16 protein-coding genes are annotated in these 15,602 nt (G+C 50.7%); 10 read left to right on the top strand and 6 right to left on the bottom strand.

Annotation, left to right across the window (positions count from 1 at the left end; translation table 11 throughout):
- Positions 1 to 7: 7 nt before the first annotated feature.
- Positions 8 to 676, bottom strand: a complete 669-nt coding sequence (locus ACQG03_RS11155) for a fimbrial biogenesis chaperone (RefSeq protein WP_023300135.1) — start codon at positions 674 to 676, stop codon at positions 8 to 10.
- Positions 677 to 735: 59 nt separating this feature from the next.
- Positions 736 to 1,347: a fimbrial protein gene (locus ACQG03_RS11150; protein WP_022648150.1), complete on the bottom strand. Its 612-nt coding sequence runs from the start codon at positions 1,345 to 1,347 to the stop codon at positions 736 to 738.
- A gap of 367 nt (positions 1,348 to 1,714) precedes the next feature.
- On the opposite strand from ACQG03_RS11150, the gene ACQG03_RS11145 reads away from it, so the two are divergent.
- The 6 genes from ACQG03_RS11145 (at position 1,715) to ACQG03_RS11120 (ending at position 8,007) form a co-directional block, all read left to right on the top strand.
- Positions 1,715 to 2,242: a fimbrial protein gene (locus ACQG03_RS11145; RefSeq protein WP_022648149.1), complete on the top strand. Its 528-nt coding sequence runs from the start codon at positions 1,715 to 1,717 to the stop codon at positions 2,240 to 2,242.
- A 44-nt stretch (positions 2,243 to 2,286) separates the two neighbouring features.
- A complete protein-coding gene (locus ACQG03_RS11140; RefSeq protein ID WP_063163042.1) occupies positions 2,287 to 2,970 on the top strand; it encodes a fimbria/pilus periplasmic chaperone in 684 nt (227 codons plus the stop codon).
- Between the two features lie 38 nt (positions 2,971 to 3,008).
- Positions 3,009 to 5,591: a fimbria/pilus outer membrane usher protein gene (locus tag ACQG03_RS11135; RefSeq protein ID WP_063163043.1), complete on the top strand. Its 2,583-nt coding sequence runs from the start codon at positions 3,009 to 3,011 to the stop codon at positions 5,589 to 5,591.
- The gene (locus tag ACQG03_RS11130) at positions 5,591 to 6,169 is read left to right on the top strand and encodes a fimbrial protein (protein WP_022648146.1); all 579 of its coding nucleotides are present in this window, start codon (positions 5,591 to 5,593) and stop codon (positions 6,167 to 6,169) included. Before ACQG03_RS11135 ends, ACQG03_RS11130 begins: the two co-directional genes overlap by 1 nt.
- A 23-nt stretch (positions 6,170 to 6,192) precedes the next feature.
- Entirely contained in the window at positions 6,193 to 7,329 is a 1,137-nt protein-coding gene (locus ACQG03_RS11125; RefSeq protein WP_063163044.1) for a type 1 fimbrial protein, read from the top strand.
- Between the two features lie 120 nt (positions 7,330 to 7,449).
- Positions 7,450 to 8,007, top strand: a complete 558-nt coding sequence (locus ACQG03_RS11120; protein WP_045622668.1) for an OmpH family outer membrane protein — start codon at positions 7,450 to 7,452, stop codon at positions 8,005 to 8,007.
- On the opposite strand, the gene ACQG03_RS11115 is transcribed toward ACQG03_RS11120, so the two are convergent.
- Complete coding sequence (locus tag ACQG03_RS11115; protein ID WP_063147318.1) at positions 7,986 to 9,374, bottom strand: MFS transporter; 1,389 nt, start codon at positions 9,372 to 9,374, stop codon at positions 7,986 to 7,988. The genes ACQG03_RS11120 and ACQG03_RS11115 overlap by 22 nt on opposite strands.
- A 129-nt stretch (positions 9,375 to 9,503) precedes the next feature.
- Between ACQG03_RS11115 and ACQG03_RS11110 the strand changes: the two genes are divergently transcribed.
- The 3 genes from ACQG03_RS11110 (at position 9,504) to ACQG03_RS11100 (ending at position 11,236) form a co-directional block, all read left to right on the top strand.
- On the top strand, positions 9,504 to 10,433 hold the full coding sequence (locus tag ACQG03_RS11110) for a LysR family transcriptional regulator (RefSeq protein ID WP_063163045.1): 930 nt from the start codon (positions 9,504 to 9,506) through the stop codon (positions 10,431 to 10,433).
- Between the two features lie 63 nt (positions 10,434 to 10,496).
- Complete coding sequence (locus ACQG03_RS11105) at positions 10,497 to 10,763, top strand: DUF1778 domain-containing protein (protein WP_003857131.1); 267 nt, start codon at positions 10,497 to 10,499, stop codon at positions 10,761 to 10,763.
- Positions 10,751 to 11,236, top strand: a complete 486-nt coding sequence (locus ACQG03_RS11100; RefSeq protein ID WP_063163046.1) for a GNAT family N-acetyltransferase — start codon at positions 10,751 to 10,753, stop codon at positions 11,234 to 11,236. The genes ACQG03_RS11105 and ACQG03_RS11100 overlap by 13 nt, the downstream gene beginning before the upstream one ends.
- Positions 11,237 to 11,646: 410 nt before the next feature.
- Here ACQG03_RS11100 and ACQG03_RS11095 read toward each other — a convergent pair whose 3' ends face one another.
- The 3 genes from ACQG03_RS11095 to ACQG03_RS11085 all read right to left on the bottom strand — a co-directional run bounded on the left by ACQG03_RS11095 (position 11,647) and on the right by ACQG03_RS11085 (position 14,294).
- Positions 11,647 to 11,862, bottom strand: coding sequence for a DUF4225 domain-containing protein (locus ACQG03_RS11095; RefSeq protein WP_257393874.1), 216 nt, complete (start codon positions 11,860 to 11,862; stop codon positions 11,647 to 11,649).
- 549 nt (positions 11,863 to 12,411) lie between these two features.
- Complete coding sequence (locus tag ACQG03_RS11090; RefSeq protein WP_023300126.1) at positions 12,412 to 13,176, bottom strand: SDR family NAD(P)-dependent oxidoreductase; 765 nt, start codon at positions 13,174 to 13,176, stop codon at positions 12,412 to 12,414.
- A gap of 95 nt (positions 13,177 to 13,271) precedes the next feature.
- Positions 13,272 to 14,294 carry an alpha/beta hydrolase gene (locus ACQG03_RS11085; protein ID WP_426726124.1) on the bottom strand — a complete coding sequence of 341 codons (1,023 nt, stop codon included), beginning with the start codon at positions 14,292 to 14,294 and terminating at the stop codon, positions 13,272 to 13,274.
- A gap of 338 nt (positions 14,295 to 14,632) precedes the next feature.
- On the opposite strand from ACQG03_RS11085, the gene ACQG03_RS11080 reads away from it, so the two are divergent.
- Positions 14,633 to 15,532, top strand: coding sequence for a LysR family transcriptional regulator (locus tag ACQG03_RS11080; RefSeq protein WP_063163048.1), 900 nt, complete (start codon positions 14,633 to 14,635; stop codon positions 15,530 to 15,532).
- Positions 15,533 to 15,602 lie beyond the last annotated feature (70 nt).

Genomic DNA, 15,602 nt, shown 5'->3' with positions numbered 1-15,602 from the left:
CACAGCGTCAGGATTGCGTGGCGACTCTCGTCAGCCCGCCGTAATCGTTGATCGCCTGCCAGCGAATGGTCCCCGAGCAGGGAATGTGCCATTGACGATCGGAGAAGGGGTCAATCATTCCCGGCATTTCAACGTCGGTGTTCCCAACGCTGACCTTGTAAAACGATACAAACCAGGGCGAGGGGTTGTGTGCGCTAAGCGTATTATTACGACAGGTAAATTTTAATTTTTTGTAGGCAAGTTCGGCATTGCCTTTCAACCCTGCGGGACGGAAAAATAACTTGAATTTTGACTTCACGTTAATCTGCAATTTGTTGCTGTTTGCTTTTTTGCTCGGGGCAATATTTTTGATGTTAAGCCAAAAAACAGATTCCCGGTCAGTGGGTAATGGCGTTCCAAGATAATTGATGCGCAGCGAGTTTTTCTGTTCCGCATCTAAACGAAATAACGTAGGCGTCACGATAAAGGGCGGAGCGGTTTTATTCTTACTGTCAATATTTTCAATCCACGACTGAATAAGATAAGGGGTTTCTTTTTCCATATTGGTAATGGAAAATGCCACTTCTCTTTGCCCCTCAAGGTAAACAACACGCGTACCGCCCATCACAACCCCCGCGTGTGCTGACAGACTCATGCCGAGCGAATAAAAGAACAGGGCCGCGGTGAGTTTCTTCATTTTCAGATCCCCGTAGAGGAAAAAGATAAGCAGAGAAAGCTCTGCTTATCATCAGTCGATCAGTTATAAACCATCAGGAAATTGGCATCTGCGTCGGCTTCTCCGGTGCTGACGACATCGGTGGTGGCATTATAATTGGCGTAGAAATTGAGTGTTTTTGAATCTTCCCCTTCGGCAAGGTCGATACTCTGAGAAATATCACCAATTTTAATCTGCGTGTTACGGTCGCTTTCATAGAGTTTAACGGCAACGCCAGTCGCCGTATTGCCATCGCTGTCCACGGAGGAATTTAAACCCAGCAGGGTATTATCATTCGCATCTTTGTTACCATCAAACAACACGGCAACGGTTTTAACGGAATCCGGGCAACCTTCAACTGAGATCTGGAAAGGCGTGCGCGTAGTCTCTTTTTGGGTGGCAAAGTAGCTTGCAGCCCAGGTGCCTAATTCAACGGTTTGCCCTGCTGAGTCGGTGGTGATATTACAGGATGCATCGGTAATCTTACCGGTAAAATGGACTACGCCGCCCGTGCCCTGAGTCCCCGCATCGTTCTCTGGGTTGGTATTAATATTATTGTCGCTGTCACCAGAAGGAAGGCCCGCCAGCGCACTGCCACTTGCCATCATCAGGCCACAAAGGGTTAATGCGATCATGTTTTTTTTGTTGATCATGCCTATTGTTCTCATTCGCTCAAATATGTCAGTCTGGATATGCTGCTAGCAACACTGCCGGTGGCGTTATTGCTCAGAAAAAACAGCGCGAATGCTAACAAAATGCCAATTCAGGCCATAACAAAAGGTTGTCTAAAATTAAATTACTTTATTTTACGAAACTCCGTAACTTTCTTGTAACCTTACTTCAGGTTTGCTGATGTCGTTTATTGATGTTGCGAATCTAATTCCTGCCTGAGGGTTTATATTTGCCTTGTCACAAACGGTGCATTATTCATTGTGAGCTCAGTGGAGCTACTTTGTTATTGTCTCGTCCTGGCAGGAATAAAAATGAAGATATTTATTATTTCTATTGGGATATCAACGAATGAAACTGACTAAAATTGGTGCGACGCTTATTCTGACTTTCTGTGGCGCGAGCGCGGCGACGGCTTCTAACACTATCACATTTAATGGAACGGTGCTCGATCAGGGTTGTGATATTGCCGTTGATGGCGGCACGGCAAATGCGACCGTTGATCTGGGCTCAACGGCGGCAACCGACCTCGCTACAAAAGGCGACCTTGGCGCGCCAAAACAGTTTGTGTTCGACCTGAATAACTGCCCAACCAGCACGACTGCAAATATTGTCTTCTCAGGCCCTGTTGATGCTGTTGCAGCCGATCCATCCTATTTTGCAAACACTGCTACGCTGGGTGCGGCAACCAACGTGGCCGTTCAGCTCAAGCAGGGCGGCTCAAATGGTACCATCGTCAAAAATAATGCAGATAACGATCCTATTACTTTCACCGATGGCACAGCGAGTCAAACCTATACCGCGCAGATGATTGCCACCGGGCAGGCCGTTGCCGGCGATGTTAACGCTGTTATTACCTACAACGTCCGTTATAACTGATTCCGCAGGAGGGGAAACCCTCCTTTTTAGTTTGTGAGTGCATTATGAAACCCATCGCCGCTGTTATTTTTTGCGTGGCCAGCGCCGCCAGCCTGAACGCGTCCGCCAGTATTGTTACCGGGAGTACGCGGGTTATTTTTGACGGCTCCCGCCAGGCCGCCTCTTTGTCCGTTGAAAACTCTGACAAGGTTACTAACCTGGTACAGTCGTGGATTAGCCCGGCTAAAGGCAGCCCGTTAAAAAAAGAAAATATGATTATTACGCCACCGCTATTCCGTCTGGAAGCAGGGAAAAAAGCGTCAATTCGTATTGTGCGTTCAGGTTTACCTGTTCCGGAAGATCGTGAATCGCTGTTATGGCTGAACGTGAAAGGGATCCCCGCTACCGACGGTAGTGAAGGTAAAAATACGATGCAAATTGCCATCAACTCAAAGATTAAGCTGATCTACCGTCCGGCAGCATTTCAGGGGCAGACGCCAGAATCCAGTGCGGAAAAGCTTAAGTGGAACCTGACCGCGAAGGGTTTACAGGTCAATAACCCGACACCTTTTTATATGAACTTCTCACGAATTGAAATTAATCACCAGGCGTTAAGCGGGCAGTATTTTGTCGCGCCATTCTCCACGTTGAGTATTTCTGAAGGTGTTATGTCACCTCACGGCAAAGTAACCTGGTCGCTTATTAATGATTATGGCGTGAAAGGCCCGGACAAAGTCACCTCATATTAATCGACACCGTAAGTCTCCCGCACGGATACAGGGTTACAATGGAAAAAGTGAAACAAACCTACGTCCTTTCTTTAGGGCTCGGGCTCAGTGTTGTCTTTAGTTCTTTCAGCGCACGTGCGCAGGAACATTTCAACCCTCATCTTTTGGAAACAGACAGCGCAGAAGTGCCAGCAATGGATCTCAGTCTGTTTGCCAAAGATGAGGTGCCGCCCGGGGACTATAACGTCGACATTTTTATCAACGGCAATCTGGTAGACAGTAAAACCCTCTCTTTTCGACGGTTGAAAAGTGCCCCTACGTCAGACCGCACAGGGGCATGCTTAAACGTCACTCAGCTGAAAGCCTGGAACGTTCGTGTCGATAACTATTTTGGCGAACAGGAAAAAGCCAGCGAATGTGTGGATCTGTATGCCATCCCCGGCGCGGACGAAAAAATCGATCTGGCGCAGCAGCGTTTCGACCTGATCCTGCCGCAGGTTGCTTTATTTAACACCGCAAGGGGTTATGTTTCACCGGAGCGCTGGGATGAAGGGATCACGGCGGGTTTACTTAATTACAGCGTCTCGGGTCAACAGGATCTGCATCAGCGCAACGGCTCCGACAGCAGTAATCAGTTTCTTAGCCTGCAACCGGGGCTGAACGTAGGCGCCTGGCGCTTTCGCAACTATTCCACCTATACCCATTCCGAATCCGAAAATGACTGGGATTCCGTGTATACCTACGCCTCACGGGATATTAAATCTCTTAAAAGCCAGCTGGTGCTGGGACAAGGAACCACGCGCGGCGGCATTTTTGATAGCGTCGGTTTCACCGGGGTGCAGATGTACTCGGATAACGATATGAAGCCGGACAGCATGCAAGGCTTCGCCCCGGTAATACGCGGTATAGCCCGCAGCAATGCCGAAGTGACGGTATACCAGAACGGTCACAGCATTTATAAGGCTACCGTGCCGCCGGGACCGTTTGAATTCAGCGATATGTATCCGACCGGCAGCTCCGGCGATCTGCAGGTGGTGATCAAAGAGTCCGACGGTACGCAAAGTAGCTTTATTGTGCCTTACGCCACGCTGCCGGTATTGCAACGTGAAGGTCAGGTGCAGTATGGCCTGGTGGCGGGCAAAACCCGTCAGGACGGGTCGGGTTCACGTGCAGAGGATTTTAACTTTATTCAGGGATCAGCGGCCTGGGGCGTCGGAAAAGGGATCACGCTTTACGGCGGCTATATTCAGGCGGAAGACAATTATTCCAACCTGATTGCCGGAACCGGTTTTAATATGGGCAGCGCCGGAGCGCTCTCATTTGATATTTCCCAGTCGTGGGCGGATATCCCGCAGCCGGACAACATGCGACAACAGGAACACCATAGCGGCCAGTCGTATCGCGTGCGCTACAGTAAGACGCTTCAGCAGACCAACACCGATATTGCCGTCGCCGGTTATAAATTTTCAACCCGGGGTTATCTTTCGTTTCAGGACTTCCTCAATGACTGGGATCCGGGCAATAGCACTATTGATAATGGCCGGGAGCGAAACCGTTTTGATGTGACAATCTCACAGACGTTGCCTTTCGGCACCCTGTCACTGAGCATGTACGACGCCTCTTACTGGAACAGTGAACATGCGGACTCCATGAACCTGGGCTTCAGCAGCACGCTTGGACCGGTGTCGTACTCGCTGAACTATGCCCACTCTAAAAACGTCAATGGCGGTCACAATAACGATTCCGATAACTACGACGACGATAACGTCTTCTCGCTTAACCTGAGCGTACCGTTCAGCGCCTTCAGCCACAGTGAAGCGGCCCGGTCTGTTTCGGCTAACTATTCGATGAACAGTAGTAAAAACGGCGATACCACGCACAACATCGGAATTTCCGGTACCGCGATGCAGGAAAACCAGCTGAACTGGCAGGTTTCAGAAGGCTATAACGCCGATTCTGAAGCTACTAACGGCAATGTCACTGTGGGTTATCAAAGTACTTATGCCGATATGTCCGCAGGCTATAGCTACGACGATTACAGCCGACGAGTGAATTACAGCCTGCGCGGGGGCATGGTGCTGCATCGCGACGGTATCACCCTGGCGCGTCAGCTGAACGATAGCGTAGCGCTGGTTGAAACACCGGGTGTTTCCGGTATGCCGATCAACGGGCAGACGAACGTTCATACCGATTATTTCGGTAACGCCATTGTGCCGTACGTTCGTCCGTATCACAGCAACTCGATCTCACTCAACACAGTGGATGCCAGCGATACTTCTGCGGCCATTGATAACATCGCCAAAACCGTGGTGCCGACCAAAGGGGCGGTAGTACGCGTGAAGTACAACACCTGGATTGGACAAAAGGCGATGATGACGCTGACCTACAACGGTAAACCGGTGCCGTTTGGCGCAGTAGTAACACAAACCAGCGGCGAGTCGGATGACACGCGCAGCAGTATTGTTGGCGACGGCGGGGAAGTGTATCTCGTCGGGCTCGCCGGGAAAGGGCGGTTAATTGTTAAGTGGGGGGAGGCGGCGAACAAGCAGTGCGCCGTTGATTACACACTTGCCGGCGCAAAAACAGAGGCCGATATTTTATTCATCAACGGGGTTTGCCATCCCGTATCGGGAGCAAATTAATGTCACGCTTCATTATTCTCCGTTCCGGTCTTAAATCGCTCATCGGCCCGGGAATGGTATTCATGCTGAGCGTGTCGCCGGCAATGGCGTACACCGATCGCAATGATATTGAGTTCCATGTCACCGGAAACATTATTGATGGCTCATGTAACGTCACCAAACCGGAGGCAGTCGACCTCGGGAAATATTACTGGAAAGACTTTGCCGTAGCGGGGGGGAACACAGGAAATGTGCCAGTGACCATCGCGTTTGACAGCTGCACCGCAGGGTTAAGCCAGGCAACGGTTACCTTTACAGGCGCACCTTACGCTGAAGATCCGGCTTATGCTTCTGTCATTTACGCCAATCAGGTGGCGGCAGATGCAGGCGGCGCGACCGATGTCGGCCTTCAGTTGTTTATCCGTGACCACGAACATCCCATCAGCGGTGTCGCGCTGGCCAACGGCGTGAGCTACCCGGTTGCGCTCGAAAACCAAACCGGCGCGATGACTTTTACTGCCCGAATGTATACCCCACATGGGACCCCAACACCGGGTGCATTCAGCAGTGCGATTACATTGAATGTTGTTTATAACTGAGCTTAAGTGAGCAGACTAATTTCATGTCAAAATATTTATATTATCTGGTGTTATTGCTGGGGACAGTCCCACTATTAAGTCATGCAGCCTGTAACCGGGATAACGGCGATGATGTTACCGTTACGACGATCCCATTACCCTCGAAACTGTTGGTCAGTGCGAAAAATTATACCTTTGGCGAAGTGTTATACGATTCTGGATATATCAGCGGGACGGATGGGGATGTCACGATTAAAAACTGTAGCAGGGATTATTACGTAGGATTTCATTATAACCCGACTCATTTAGCGTCGGCGTCGCCGGTGGGAGATAATATCTACCCGACCACGATACCGGGTATCGGCATTAAGACCTACACGCTTAACCAGGCCGGTCCGTATGATTATGAACGTGCGGTTGATAACTCATGGCAGTCCGGCGATGGCGAGAGCAGCCATACGCTGGCGGGCTCGGCCTATCGTGTGCAGTTGATTGCGACGGGGGGTACAATCCCGGGCGGTAATCTGGCCCTTGAGAGCGGCAAACTGGCGACGGTGGAATTTCGTGAAGGGCAAAGCAGTTCGGATAACGGTGATAATGCGTCAGAAGTCTATTTATCAAATACGCAGATAGAAGTCTATGCGATGGGATGCTCAGCATCCGTTTCTTCCCTGCTGTTTAATATGGGCGATGTGGATACCTCTGCGTTTGATAATCTTAAGATGGTGGAAGGACCCGAACAGGATGTTGGTCTGAGCTGTCAGCCAGGCACCAACGTGACCATGACCATCAACGGGCCGCTTGCCGAGGGCGACAATGATAATGGCTCAGTGATTGCCTTAGACCAGTCTGAATCGGGTACAACGGCGACCGGTGTGGGGGTCGTGATATCAGCCTATCAACCGGCGCTACGCAGTTTTACCTACTGGGCCATTGGTCAGGAGGTGCAAGCTTTTAATTCCAGTCGTGTAAAAGCCGCATCACAAGGCAGTGGGCTGGCTGCCGATGGTACCGCGATTTCTGATATCGGCTCCGCAACAACCTATAGCGATCCGGCAAATGCAGGCGGGGCCGGAGAGTCTGAAACCTTACGTTTCAAAGCGTGGTATTACAAAACCAGTGACGTTGTCACGCCAGGGCAAGCAAATGCCACCGGGACAATCACCCTTAAATATAATTGATACCTTTGATCATGACAGGGGGTAGCGCTGCGGTTTATTTTTGTACACCTCTGCGCTACCGTTATGTGTTTTTGTCGTGTACATTTCCTCTGCGACCCTATTTATTCGGTGGAACTGACAATGATTACTAAACGGTCTGAGCCACGCTTTTCAGTCATTCTGTTAATTTTTGTGTGCCTTGTAGGATTATATTCTTTTAACGGTCACCTTAAGCCTCACGCCGGACAAAAAGGGGTTGCATGTATTTCTTACAAGCGGATCCTGCGTGAATCACCGTTACTGGCACAGGAAAAAAAGCAGAACGAAATACTTCTCGCATTAGCTAAAAAATCCGCGCTTGAAGTTGAGAAAAAATATTACGCTCTGCCAGAACCCTTGCGCCGTGAAATGAAAGCGATCGATGATATGAGTAAAAACACGCAACTGCGGGCAGAGCAGGGTCGCCTGCGGCATATAAGCCAGCGAGTCATTTCTGATACCGTTGAAAAATACAGAATAGATCATCACTATTCGGTCGTTTTCAATAAAGATAGCGCCTCTACAGTGGATTATGGTCACGACATCAGTAATGAAATCATTAATGAATTACAGCATGTAAAAGTGGTGTACGGGCCGCGCCCTAATTTTGAAGATGCGACCCGGGAGCTTTTGCTCGCTCAACCTGTTTCCGCAGGATGAGTGATTTTACGCAGCCGGCTCGCGCTGACGATGACCGCTACCGCAGAAGCCGCCGCAGCGATCCACAGTGCAGCATGAATAGCTCTCTCATTTGTCGCCAGCAGTACGCCCACAGCGGCGGCCCCCAGACACTGCCCGAACGTGCGCATAATGGATAACACACCGGATGCATAGCTCGCATAGTCACGACTAACGTTTGAAAGCATTTCCCGGTTATTGGGACTCTGAAAGCAGCCAAATCCCATCCCGCAAACCAGGCTTCGCAGGCAGATATCCCACATCGAAGGGCTGGCGGGTAATGTTGCCAGCAGAATCAAACCGACGACAAAAATCATCAGCCCCAGGGTTGAAATCACCGGGGCTGAAATCGTGTCCGCCCACCGGCCTGCATGCGGCGCAATCAGCACGATCCCTAACGGCCACGGCGTAAATAGCAGGGCAGAAATCACCGGACTGTAGCCGTATTCGCTCTGAAACAGGAAGGGCAGCGCAATAAAGGTGATACCCTGGCTGACAAAAGCAATCATCGACGTTAAGGCCGCAAGGGTAAAACGTTCATTTTTGAATATGGCTGGCGGCAGTAAGGGGTTATCCGTGCGGCGGATCTGCCAGATAAAAGCCATGCCGCTCAGCGCAGCGAGAACCGTCCAGCAAAGACTACCTGTGTGATAAGTAGCATCATGGAGGCTGTTCGCCGCCACGATCGTCGAACCCAACAGCAGCGCCGACAATATGGCGCCCAGGGTGTCAAAGGGCGCTTGCTTTCGAACCGCATCCCGCGGCAGCGCTTTGACCGCCAGCAGCAAGGCGAGGGTGCCGGGAAGAACGTTTATCGCAAAAAGCCATTGCCAGCTCAGGGTGTGAAGGATCGTACCGCCCAATACCGGGCCGATAGCGGAGCTGGAGGCGATGAGCAGGGCGTGCAAACCCAGAATGCGGCCAAGCAATCGTCCGGGAAATACGGACCGCAGTATCGCGGGAGCAATACTCAGCGTCGCTGCGCCGCCGATCCCCTGAAGCACGCGCATACCGATAAGCACTTCGGGCGTTTTCGCCAGCGCGCAACCCAGCGATGTCAGGGTAAAGGTCGTCAGGCCTGCCAGAAATACGGGGCGATAACCCAGGCGGGCCGCAAGCGCCGCGAATATCGCCAGCGTCATTGCAGCCGCCAGCAGATACCCGTTGGCGAACCAGACGGCATAACTGGCTGGCACCTGCATCTCCTGAGCCATGGAGGGCAGGGCAATGTTGATCATGGTGCCATCAAACACGCCCATTAACGTGGTGGTCATTATCGCGGCCATCACCCGTGCGCGCGTCGGGCCAGGCAGTCCATCGTCCCCGGGTTGGCTGGAAAAAAGCATCATCTTGTTGTCCTTAGAGAAGAGTGTGTGGATGACAAAACTATAAAGATGGCTTTTGCAGGGCGGAAGGCGCACCATTTACACTTTATCGTTGCATGAAACGCCTTATCTGAATATGCAGGGAGGAAGGAGATGTCAGAACCCGATTTTAATTTACTGATAGCACTCGACATATTGCTGAGCGAAGCGAGCGTGGCAGGCGCGGCACGTCGTCTGAACCTCAGCACCTCGGCAATGAGCCGGACATTAAGCAGGTTACGCGACGTCACTGGCGATCCGATTCTGGTGCGCGCCGGACGTAACATGGTACTGACCCCGTGGGCCGAAGCGACCCGGGACCGTGCCAGGCGTGCAGTGCACGAGGCCAGGGCGGTATTACAGCCCTCAACTGAAACGTTCAGCGCGCGAAGTCTGGCGCGACTTTTTACCATCAGGGCAAACGATGGTTTTGTGGTGGCGTTTGGGCCTGCGCTTATAGCGGCTGTGGCCGTCGCCGCGCCGGACGTCTGTATACGCTTTGCGCCTAAGCCGGAAAAAACGTCGCGCTATCTTCGGGAAGGGCTGGTTGATCTGGAGATTGGCGTCCAGAGTAATATGGGGCCTGAAATACGGCTGCAACGACTGTTTGAGGATCGGTTTGTGGGCGTCGTGCGTAAGGGGCATCCGCTGGCTAAGCAGGCAGAAATAGGGGTGAAGGATTATGTCGCCTGGGGCCATGTGGTAGCGTCACCCGAGGGTGCACTGCACGGATCCGTTGACGATGCGCTGGTCGAACTCGGAACAAAACGTAAAATCGCGAGCGTCGTACCGGGATTTCCGACGGCGCTGTCCGTGGCGGTGGCATCGGATCTTATCGCCATGATACCCGCGCTTTATTTACTCAATCAGCAGGTAACGGACCAGGTACAGGTTTTCGAGCTACCGTTCAAAAGCCGTCAAATTACGGTATCACAGATGTGGCACCCAAGAATGGAACGCGATCCCGCGCACCGCTGGCTGAGAGAGCAAATTCTTGCGATATGCAGAGTGAAGAGGTCAGACATGATTAAGGGACCTGTATAGCGATTGCTATACGCGCCGCTTATGCTATGCTTGTAAAGCAATTGCTATACAAGAGGTATACCCATGAAATCAGATGTTCAACTCAATCTTAGAGCCAAAGAATCCCAGCGGGCGCTTATCGATGCCGCCGCAGAGATCCTCCATAAATCACGTACTGACTTCATTCTGGAGATGGCCTGTCAGGCAGCCGAAAATGTGATCCTCGATCGACGTGTATTCAATTTTAACGATGAACAGTATGCAGAGTTCATTGATATGCTCGATGCCCCGGTCGCCGACGATCCTGCCATAGAAAAACTGCTGGCAAGGAAACCTCAGTGGGACGTGTAACCGCCCCAGAGCCCTTATCCAGCGTCCATCAACTGGCGGAGTTCGTCAGTGGAGAGGCCGTGCTTGACGAATGGTTAAAACAAAGAGGTCTGAAAAACCAGGCGCTTGGCGCAGCCCGAACGTTTGTCGTTTGTAAAACGGGCACAAAGCAGGTCGCGGGATTTTACTCTCTGGCTACCGGCAGCGTTAACCATACGGAAGCGACAGGTAATTTGCGGCGTAACATGCCGGATCCCATTCCCGTGATTATTCTTGCCCGTCTGGCTGTCGATGTCTCAATACGCGGAAATGGGTTGGGAGCCGATTTACTCCAGGATGCGGTTTTACGCTGTTATCGGGTAGCAGAGAATATTGGGGTGCGGGCGATCATGGTTCATGCACTCACTGAGGACGCCAAAGCGTTTTATGTCCACCATGGTTTTAAAGCATCGCAGACTCAGGAACGGACACTGTTTCTCAGGCTTCCTCAGTAGCGGCGGGATTTTATGGAATGAATGTTCAGCCCGTCTGGCTGATAAAGCAGCAAGGAACCGATCTTTTAAATAGTGTATTCTTTTTATCAGGTTAAAGGAGACGTGAATGACAGTGAAAAACCAGGAACTTATAGCGGCAGGATTCACCAGTAAGGATATCGAGCGAATCAAACGTCACCAGGCGACGGGGGAATCGCAGGAAAAGGTTCTGTAGGATCTGGCCGGTTATTTTCTGTCGGTAGCCTGGATCACCGGCGGGATGGCCATCATCACCTTGGTTACCGCGATCTTTGGCAGCGCAAGCCATGTTATCTCCTGTATGATTGCCGTCGTCTTTTTGCTAATTGTTCTGCTTCTGGTGATGCCGGTCAGACTTGGCTATAAATCATGGAAGCTGATGAGAACACAGTTCAGCGACTCCGGTCATCACGGGTAAGGAGTTCCAGTACCACCTTCGCGCTGACCCCCCATCCCATAACCTTCATCGTCAGTTTGCCCGGAGACATGGTTTCCACCTTGCGGTAATAGTCTCCGGGAAGATAACGGAAAAGACGCCAGGCATCAGCTTTACCAGTCATACCAAACACCCCATAAACGCTGGCTGCAAGCGTGGTTACATTAAAGATCCCCAGGCCAACATTTAGGCAACCGACTGATTCATCGGTAAGTTCCTGAAAGAGAGGAACTCATGAACTAAAGAATAAACCCACCGTATTTAACTTATGTTTTACGAAAGCTTAGTTCATAATGCATCTAGCGTATATCTCATTGTTTTAGAATATCTTTTTATGAATAGGATGAGTTCATATCAAAAGGACTTCATGAACTAAGAAGAAATGCGCCTTCTATGTATGTTATCTGAGAGCTTACTCTTCGTCAGTTCAGGAATGTCTTCCCAACGCTCGTGTAGAAATAACACTCGGTATGAGAAAAGTGGGCAAGGATTCGGGTTAGGATCTGTAGAGAAGACCGATTATTGCAGGAGGGTTATGAAAGCGAAGGTTTGTTGCGTCTGGTAGCATGGCTACATCAGTCATCCCGTTGAAGATAAGGGCTTGAAAGGTGATAGATGACCGTACAGGCGGTTTAACAGAAAAGTTAAAAAAGCCCTGTTAAACAGGGCAGTGTTTCAATGAGGGAAAACAAACAGGGGGTAATAATTAGGGCAACTATGCTTAGCGCATGGTCAGGCCGCCATCAACCGAAATTGACTGGCCTGTAACGTAGGACGATGCATCACTGGATAACCAGAGCACGGCATCGGCAATTTCTTCCGGATTACCATGGCGCTGCAACGGAACGGCTTTCACCATGCCTTCCAGGGCTTCTTTCTGGCCTGATGCGACCATAGCATCGACCATTGGCGTCCAGATAAGTCCCGGACAAACTGCATTCACCCGGATGTTCCGGCCTGCATATTCAAGAGCTGCACTCTTGGTCAGGCCCAGCACACCGTGCTTCGCGGCGTGGTAGTTCGCACGTTCTGCACCGCCCACAATTCCGCCAATAGAAGAACAGTTTACGATGACACCACTTTCCTGCTTGCGCATCTGCTGAAGTTCATACTTCATACATCCCCAGACGCCCCGGAGGTTCACGGCATTAACGCGGTCGAAGTCCTCCACGGTAGCGTCCGCGATTTCGACAAGTTTATTCTGTACACCGGCATTATTAAATGCGATATCCAGACGACCGTAAGTAGAAACAGTGAATTGAACCATCGCTTCAACTTCATCAAGATTTGCCGCATTACAGGTAAATGATTTAGCTTCGAAGCCACGGGAAATCAGATCGTTTGCGGCCTTATCTACCAGTTCAGAATTAATATCCGCTAACACGACGGCTGCCCCCGCTTCTGCATAAGCACGAGCAGTTGCAAATCCAATACCGGACGCGGCACCGGTGACCAGCGCGACTTTATTTTTCAGTGAAATATTCATAATTTTCTCCTCTTAATATTTTGCCCGCAGAAGGTCCCTTAGCGTAATTTCGGACTTTCTGCTGCTTATTCACATACACCTACGTGAGGATATGATTAAAGGTTTTTGCTAAAGAACTCTGCCAGCTTATTCAGGGCAGGGTTAACAAACTGCGGCTTGTCATATAAATCAAAATGTGATGCACCAGGAATAATAACCAGCTCCTTCGGTTCTTTCGCATTGTCATAAGCCTGCTGGCTGAATTTTCGTGTTTCAGCTTTTTCACCGGCAATTAGCAGCACGGGACGAGGGGAAATCGAATCCATATGCTCCAGTGGATAGTAGGCCATATGGAGTCCTGGACTGGTGACGACATAACGGTTACGGGCATTGGGATGCGCTCCTCTCGGAGTCAGGTAATAATCAGTCGCCTCCTGAACAAAATTAGGCGTACTGGTATTTACCGTATCCCGTGAAGGCAGCAACTGCTGAACCAGTACTGGAGCCCCGCTTGCCTCTTTATTCAGTTGTTCATCCACACTTTGCATTAACTTCATTCGAGCGCTTGCCGTAACCGGCAGGCCGTCAATACCGTTGCGGGTTGCATCGCCAATGTCGTAGGTGACGACACCGGCAACAGCCTTGACGCGTAAATCGTTTTGCGCTTCGTGCAGCGTATAGCCTCCGCCAGCACAAACGCCGAGAGTACCAATGCGGCTGGCATCAACCTGTGGCAGGCTGGCAAGATAGCCTATAGCGCTGCGGATATCCTGTACCCGATCTGACGGATTTTCCAGGTCACGCGGCAACCCACCGCTTTCACCATAGTGCGACGCATCATAAGCCAGAGTAATAAATCCACGCTTTGCCAGCTGCTGTGCGTAAAGCCCGGACGTTTGTTCTTTTACGCCGCCCCAGGGATGCGAGACTACAATAGCCGGATATTTCCTGGCACTGTCATAATCAGGCGGAAGATATAAATTTCCCGCCATGGTGATGTCTCCATTTTTAAACGTTACTTTTTGCGAGCCTGAAACATTGATGCCCTCCGCAACAGTAGAAGGAATTTTTTGGGCAGCCATAACAGAGCCTGCCGCCAGCATTGAAGCACACAAAAGAGAAACCTTAATTAAGGACATGGTTTTACCTCATTGATGAGATTGACAGGAGTCATCGAATAAGCCAAAAGCACAGGTTGAACTGTGAGAAATATATCCGCATACTGTCAGCTTTATTGTTTCAGGCACCCATAGCCAGCCGGAAACTATCAATTCTGATATAATACCGGGACAGGCAAATTCAATTGTTATTGAAGAGCAGCCAGTGCTTATGAATGTACATGAGGCGGACTCGGTTAACCACCCGGCCGTATTTCTTACATTCATAAATTAAATTCATTAATGCCCGTGTTATCTTATCCATAGTATCTGTAGACACCGAGTTGTCCGGAAGGCAACATAGCCGGTGAGGGAGAAAGATGGCACGAGAAGGGTTTAGTGAATTAATCGCACTCATTGCAGTTGCCCAGACGGGAAGTTTTACCCGTGCAGCGGCTCAGCTGGGCATCACGCAACCCGCACTCAGCGTGAGCATACGCGGACTTGAGGAACGGCTGGGAGTGCGTCTTGTCCAACGCAGCACACGAAGCGTTGCGATGACAATGGCGGGCCAGCATCTTGTCGAGCGCCTGTTACCGGAGTTTGAGCAGATCACGTATGAACTGGAATCCCTCAATGACTTACGCGATAAACCTACCGGAACGCTGCGCATTACCGCCATTGACTACGTCATACGCTCGGTTCTGTGGCCCCGATTAACCCCTTTTCTGAGACAGTATCCGGACATTACCGTTGAGCTTATCAGCGAGTATGAAAGCGTAGATATTGCTGCCCGGGGGTATGATGCTGGCGTCCGGTTTGGGGCCGACCTGGCCCAGGACATGATTTCCGTTCGCATCAGTGCAGACGTGAAAAATGCGGTTGTCGCTTCAGCAGAGTATTTTACGCGCTACCCGATCCCGCAACATCCGGACGAACTGAGCCAGCACAGCGGGGTTCGTTTACGCATGTCCACCTACGGTGGGTTGTATGACTGGGAATTTGTTGAGGATAACCGCGAGTTCAGCGTCAAAATCAACGGGTCGGTAATATGTAATAACGTTTACGACATACTGGAAGCAGTGAGGCGAGGCTTCGGTCTGGCTTACCTTCCACTGGATATGGTACAGCCCTTGATTGATAGCGGAGAGCTGATTTCTGTACTCCATGACTGGTGCCCTCTCTGGCCAGGGCTACACCTTTATTATCCAAACCGGCGACAGCATTCCAGAGCCATGAGTCTGATGGTGGAGGCACTACGCTTTCATGTGAATGACTGAACCGGATATCGCTGCCAGTCACTTAAACCAGAGCAGCGAATAATCAGTACATGTTGTTAAACAGATTTTT

Origin of the sequence: Enterobacter cloacae complex sp. 342H5 (genome assembly GCF_050030905.1) — a bacterium.
GTDB classification, from domain to species: Bacteria; Pseudomonadota; Gammaproteobacteria; order Enterobacterales; family Enterobacteriaceae; genus Enterobacter; species Enterobacter intestinihominis.
Note: the sequence above shows the minus strand (reverse complement) of the source record. Positions and strands in the feature narration are given on the sequence as shown.

Bases quoted from the DNA above. Each gene is read 5' to 3' on its own strand.
- ACQG03_RS11155 (WP_023300135.1), bottom strand. From the start codon at position 676: ATGAAGAAACTCACCGCGGCCCTGTTCTTTTATTCGCTCGGCATGAGT.
- ACQG03_RS11150 (WP_022648150.1), bottom strand. From the start codon at position 1,347: ATGATCAACAAAAAAAACATGATCGCATTAACCCTTTGTGGCCTGATG.
- ACQG03_RS11145 (WP_022648149.1), top strand. From the start codon at position 1,715: ATGAAACTGACTAAAATTGGTGCGACGCTTATTCTGACTTTCTGTGGC.
- ACQG03_RS11140 (WP_063163042.1), top strand. From the start codon at position 2,287: ATGAAACCCATCGCCGCTGTTATTTTTTGCGTGGCCAGCGCCGCCAGC.
- ACQG03_RS11135 (WP_063163043.1), top strand. From the start codon at position 3,009: ATGGAAAAAGTGAAACAAACCTACGTCCTTTCTTTAGGGCTCGGGCTC.
- ACQG03_RS11130 (WP_022648146.1), top strand. From the start codon at position 5,591: ATGTCACGCTTCATTATTCTCCGTTCCGGTCTTAAATCGCTCATCGGC.
- ACQG03_RS11125 (WP_063163044.1), top strand. From the start codon at position 6,193: ATGTCAAAATATTTATATTATCTGGTGTTATTGCTGGGGACAGTCCCA.
- ACQG03_RS11120 (WP_045622668.1), top strand. From the start codon at position 7,450: ATGATTACTAAACGGTCTGAGCCACGCTTTTCAGTCATTCTGTTAATT.
- ACQG03_RS11115 (WP_063147318.1), bottom strand. From the start codon at position 9,374: ATGATGCTTTTTTCCAGCCAACCCGGGGACGATGGACTGCCTGGCCCG.
- ACQG03_RS11110 (WP_063163045.1), top strand. From the start codon at position 9,504: ATGTCAGAACCCGATTTTAATTTACTGATAGCACTCGACATATTGCTG.
- ACQG03_RS11105 (WP_003857131.1), top strand. From the start codon at position 10,497: ATGAAATCAGATGTTCAACTCAATCTTAGAGCCAAAGAATCCCAGCGG.
- ACQG03_RS11090 (WP_023300126.1), bottom strand. From the start codon at position 13,176: ATGAATATTTCACTGAAAAATAAAGTCGCGCTGGTCACCGGTGCCGCG.
- ACQG03_RS11085 (WP_426726124.1), bottom strand. From the start codon at position 14,294: ATGTCCTTAATTAAGGTTTCTCTTTTGTGTGCTTCAATGCTGGCGGCA.
- ACQG03_RS11080 (WP_063163048.1), top strand. From the start codon at position 14,633: ATGGCACGAGAAGGGTTTAGTGAATTAATCGCACTCATTGCAGTTGCC.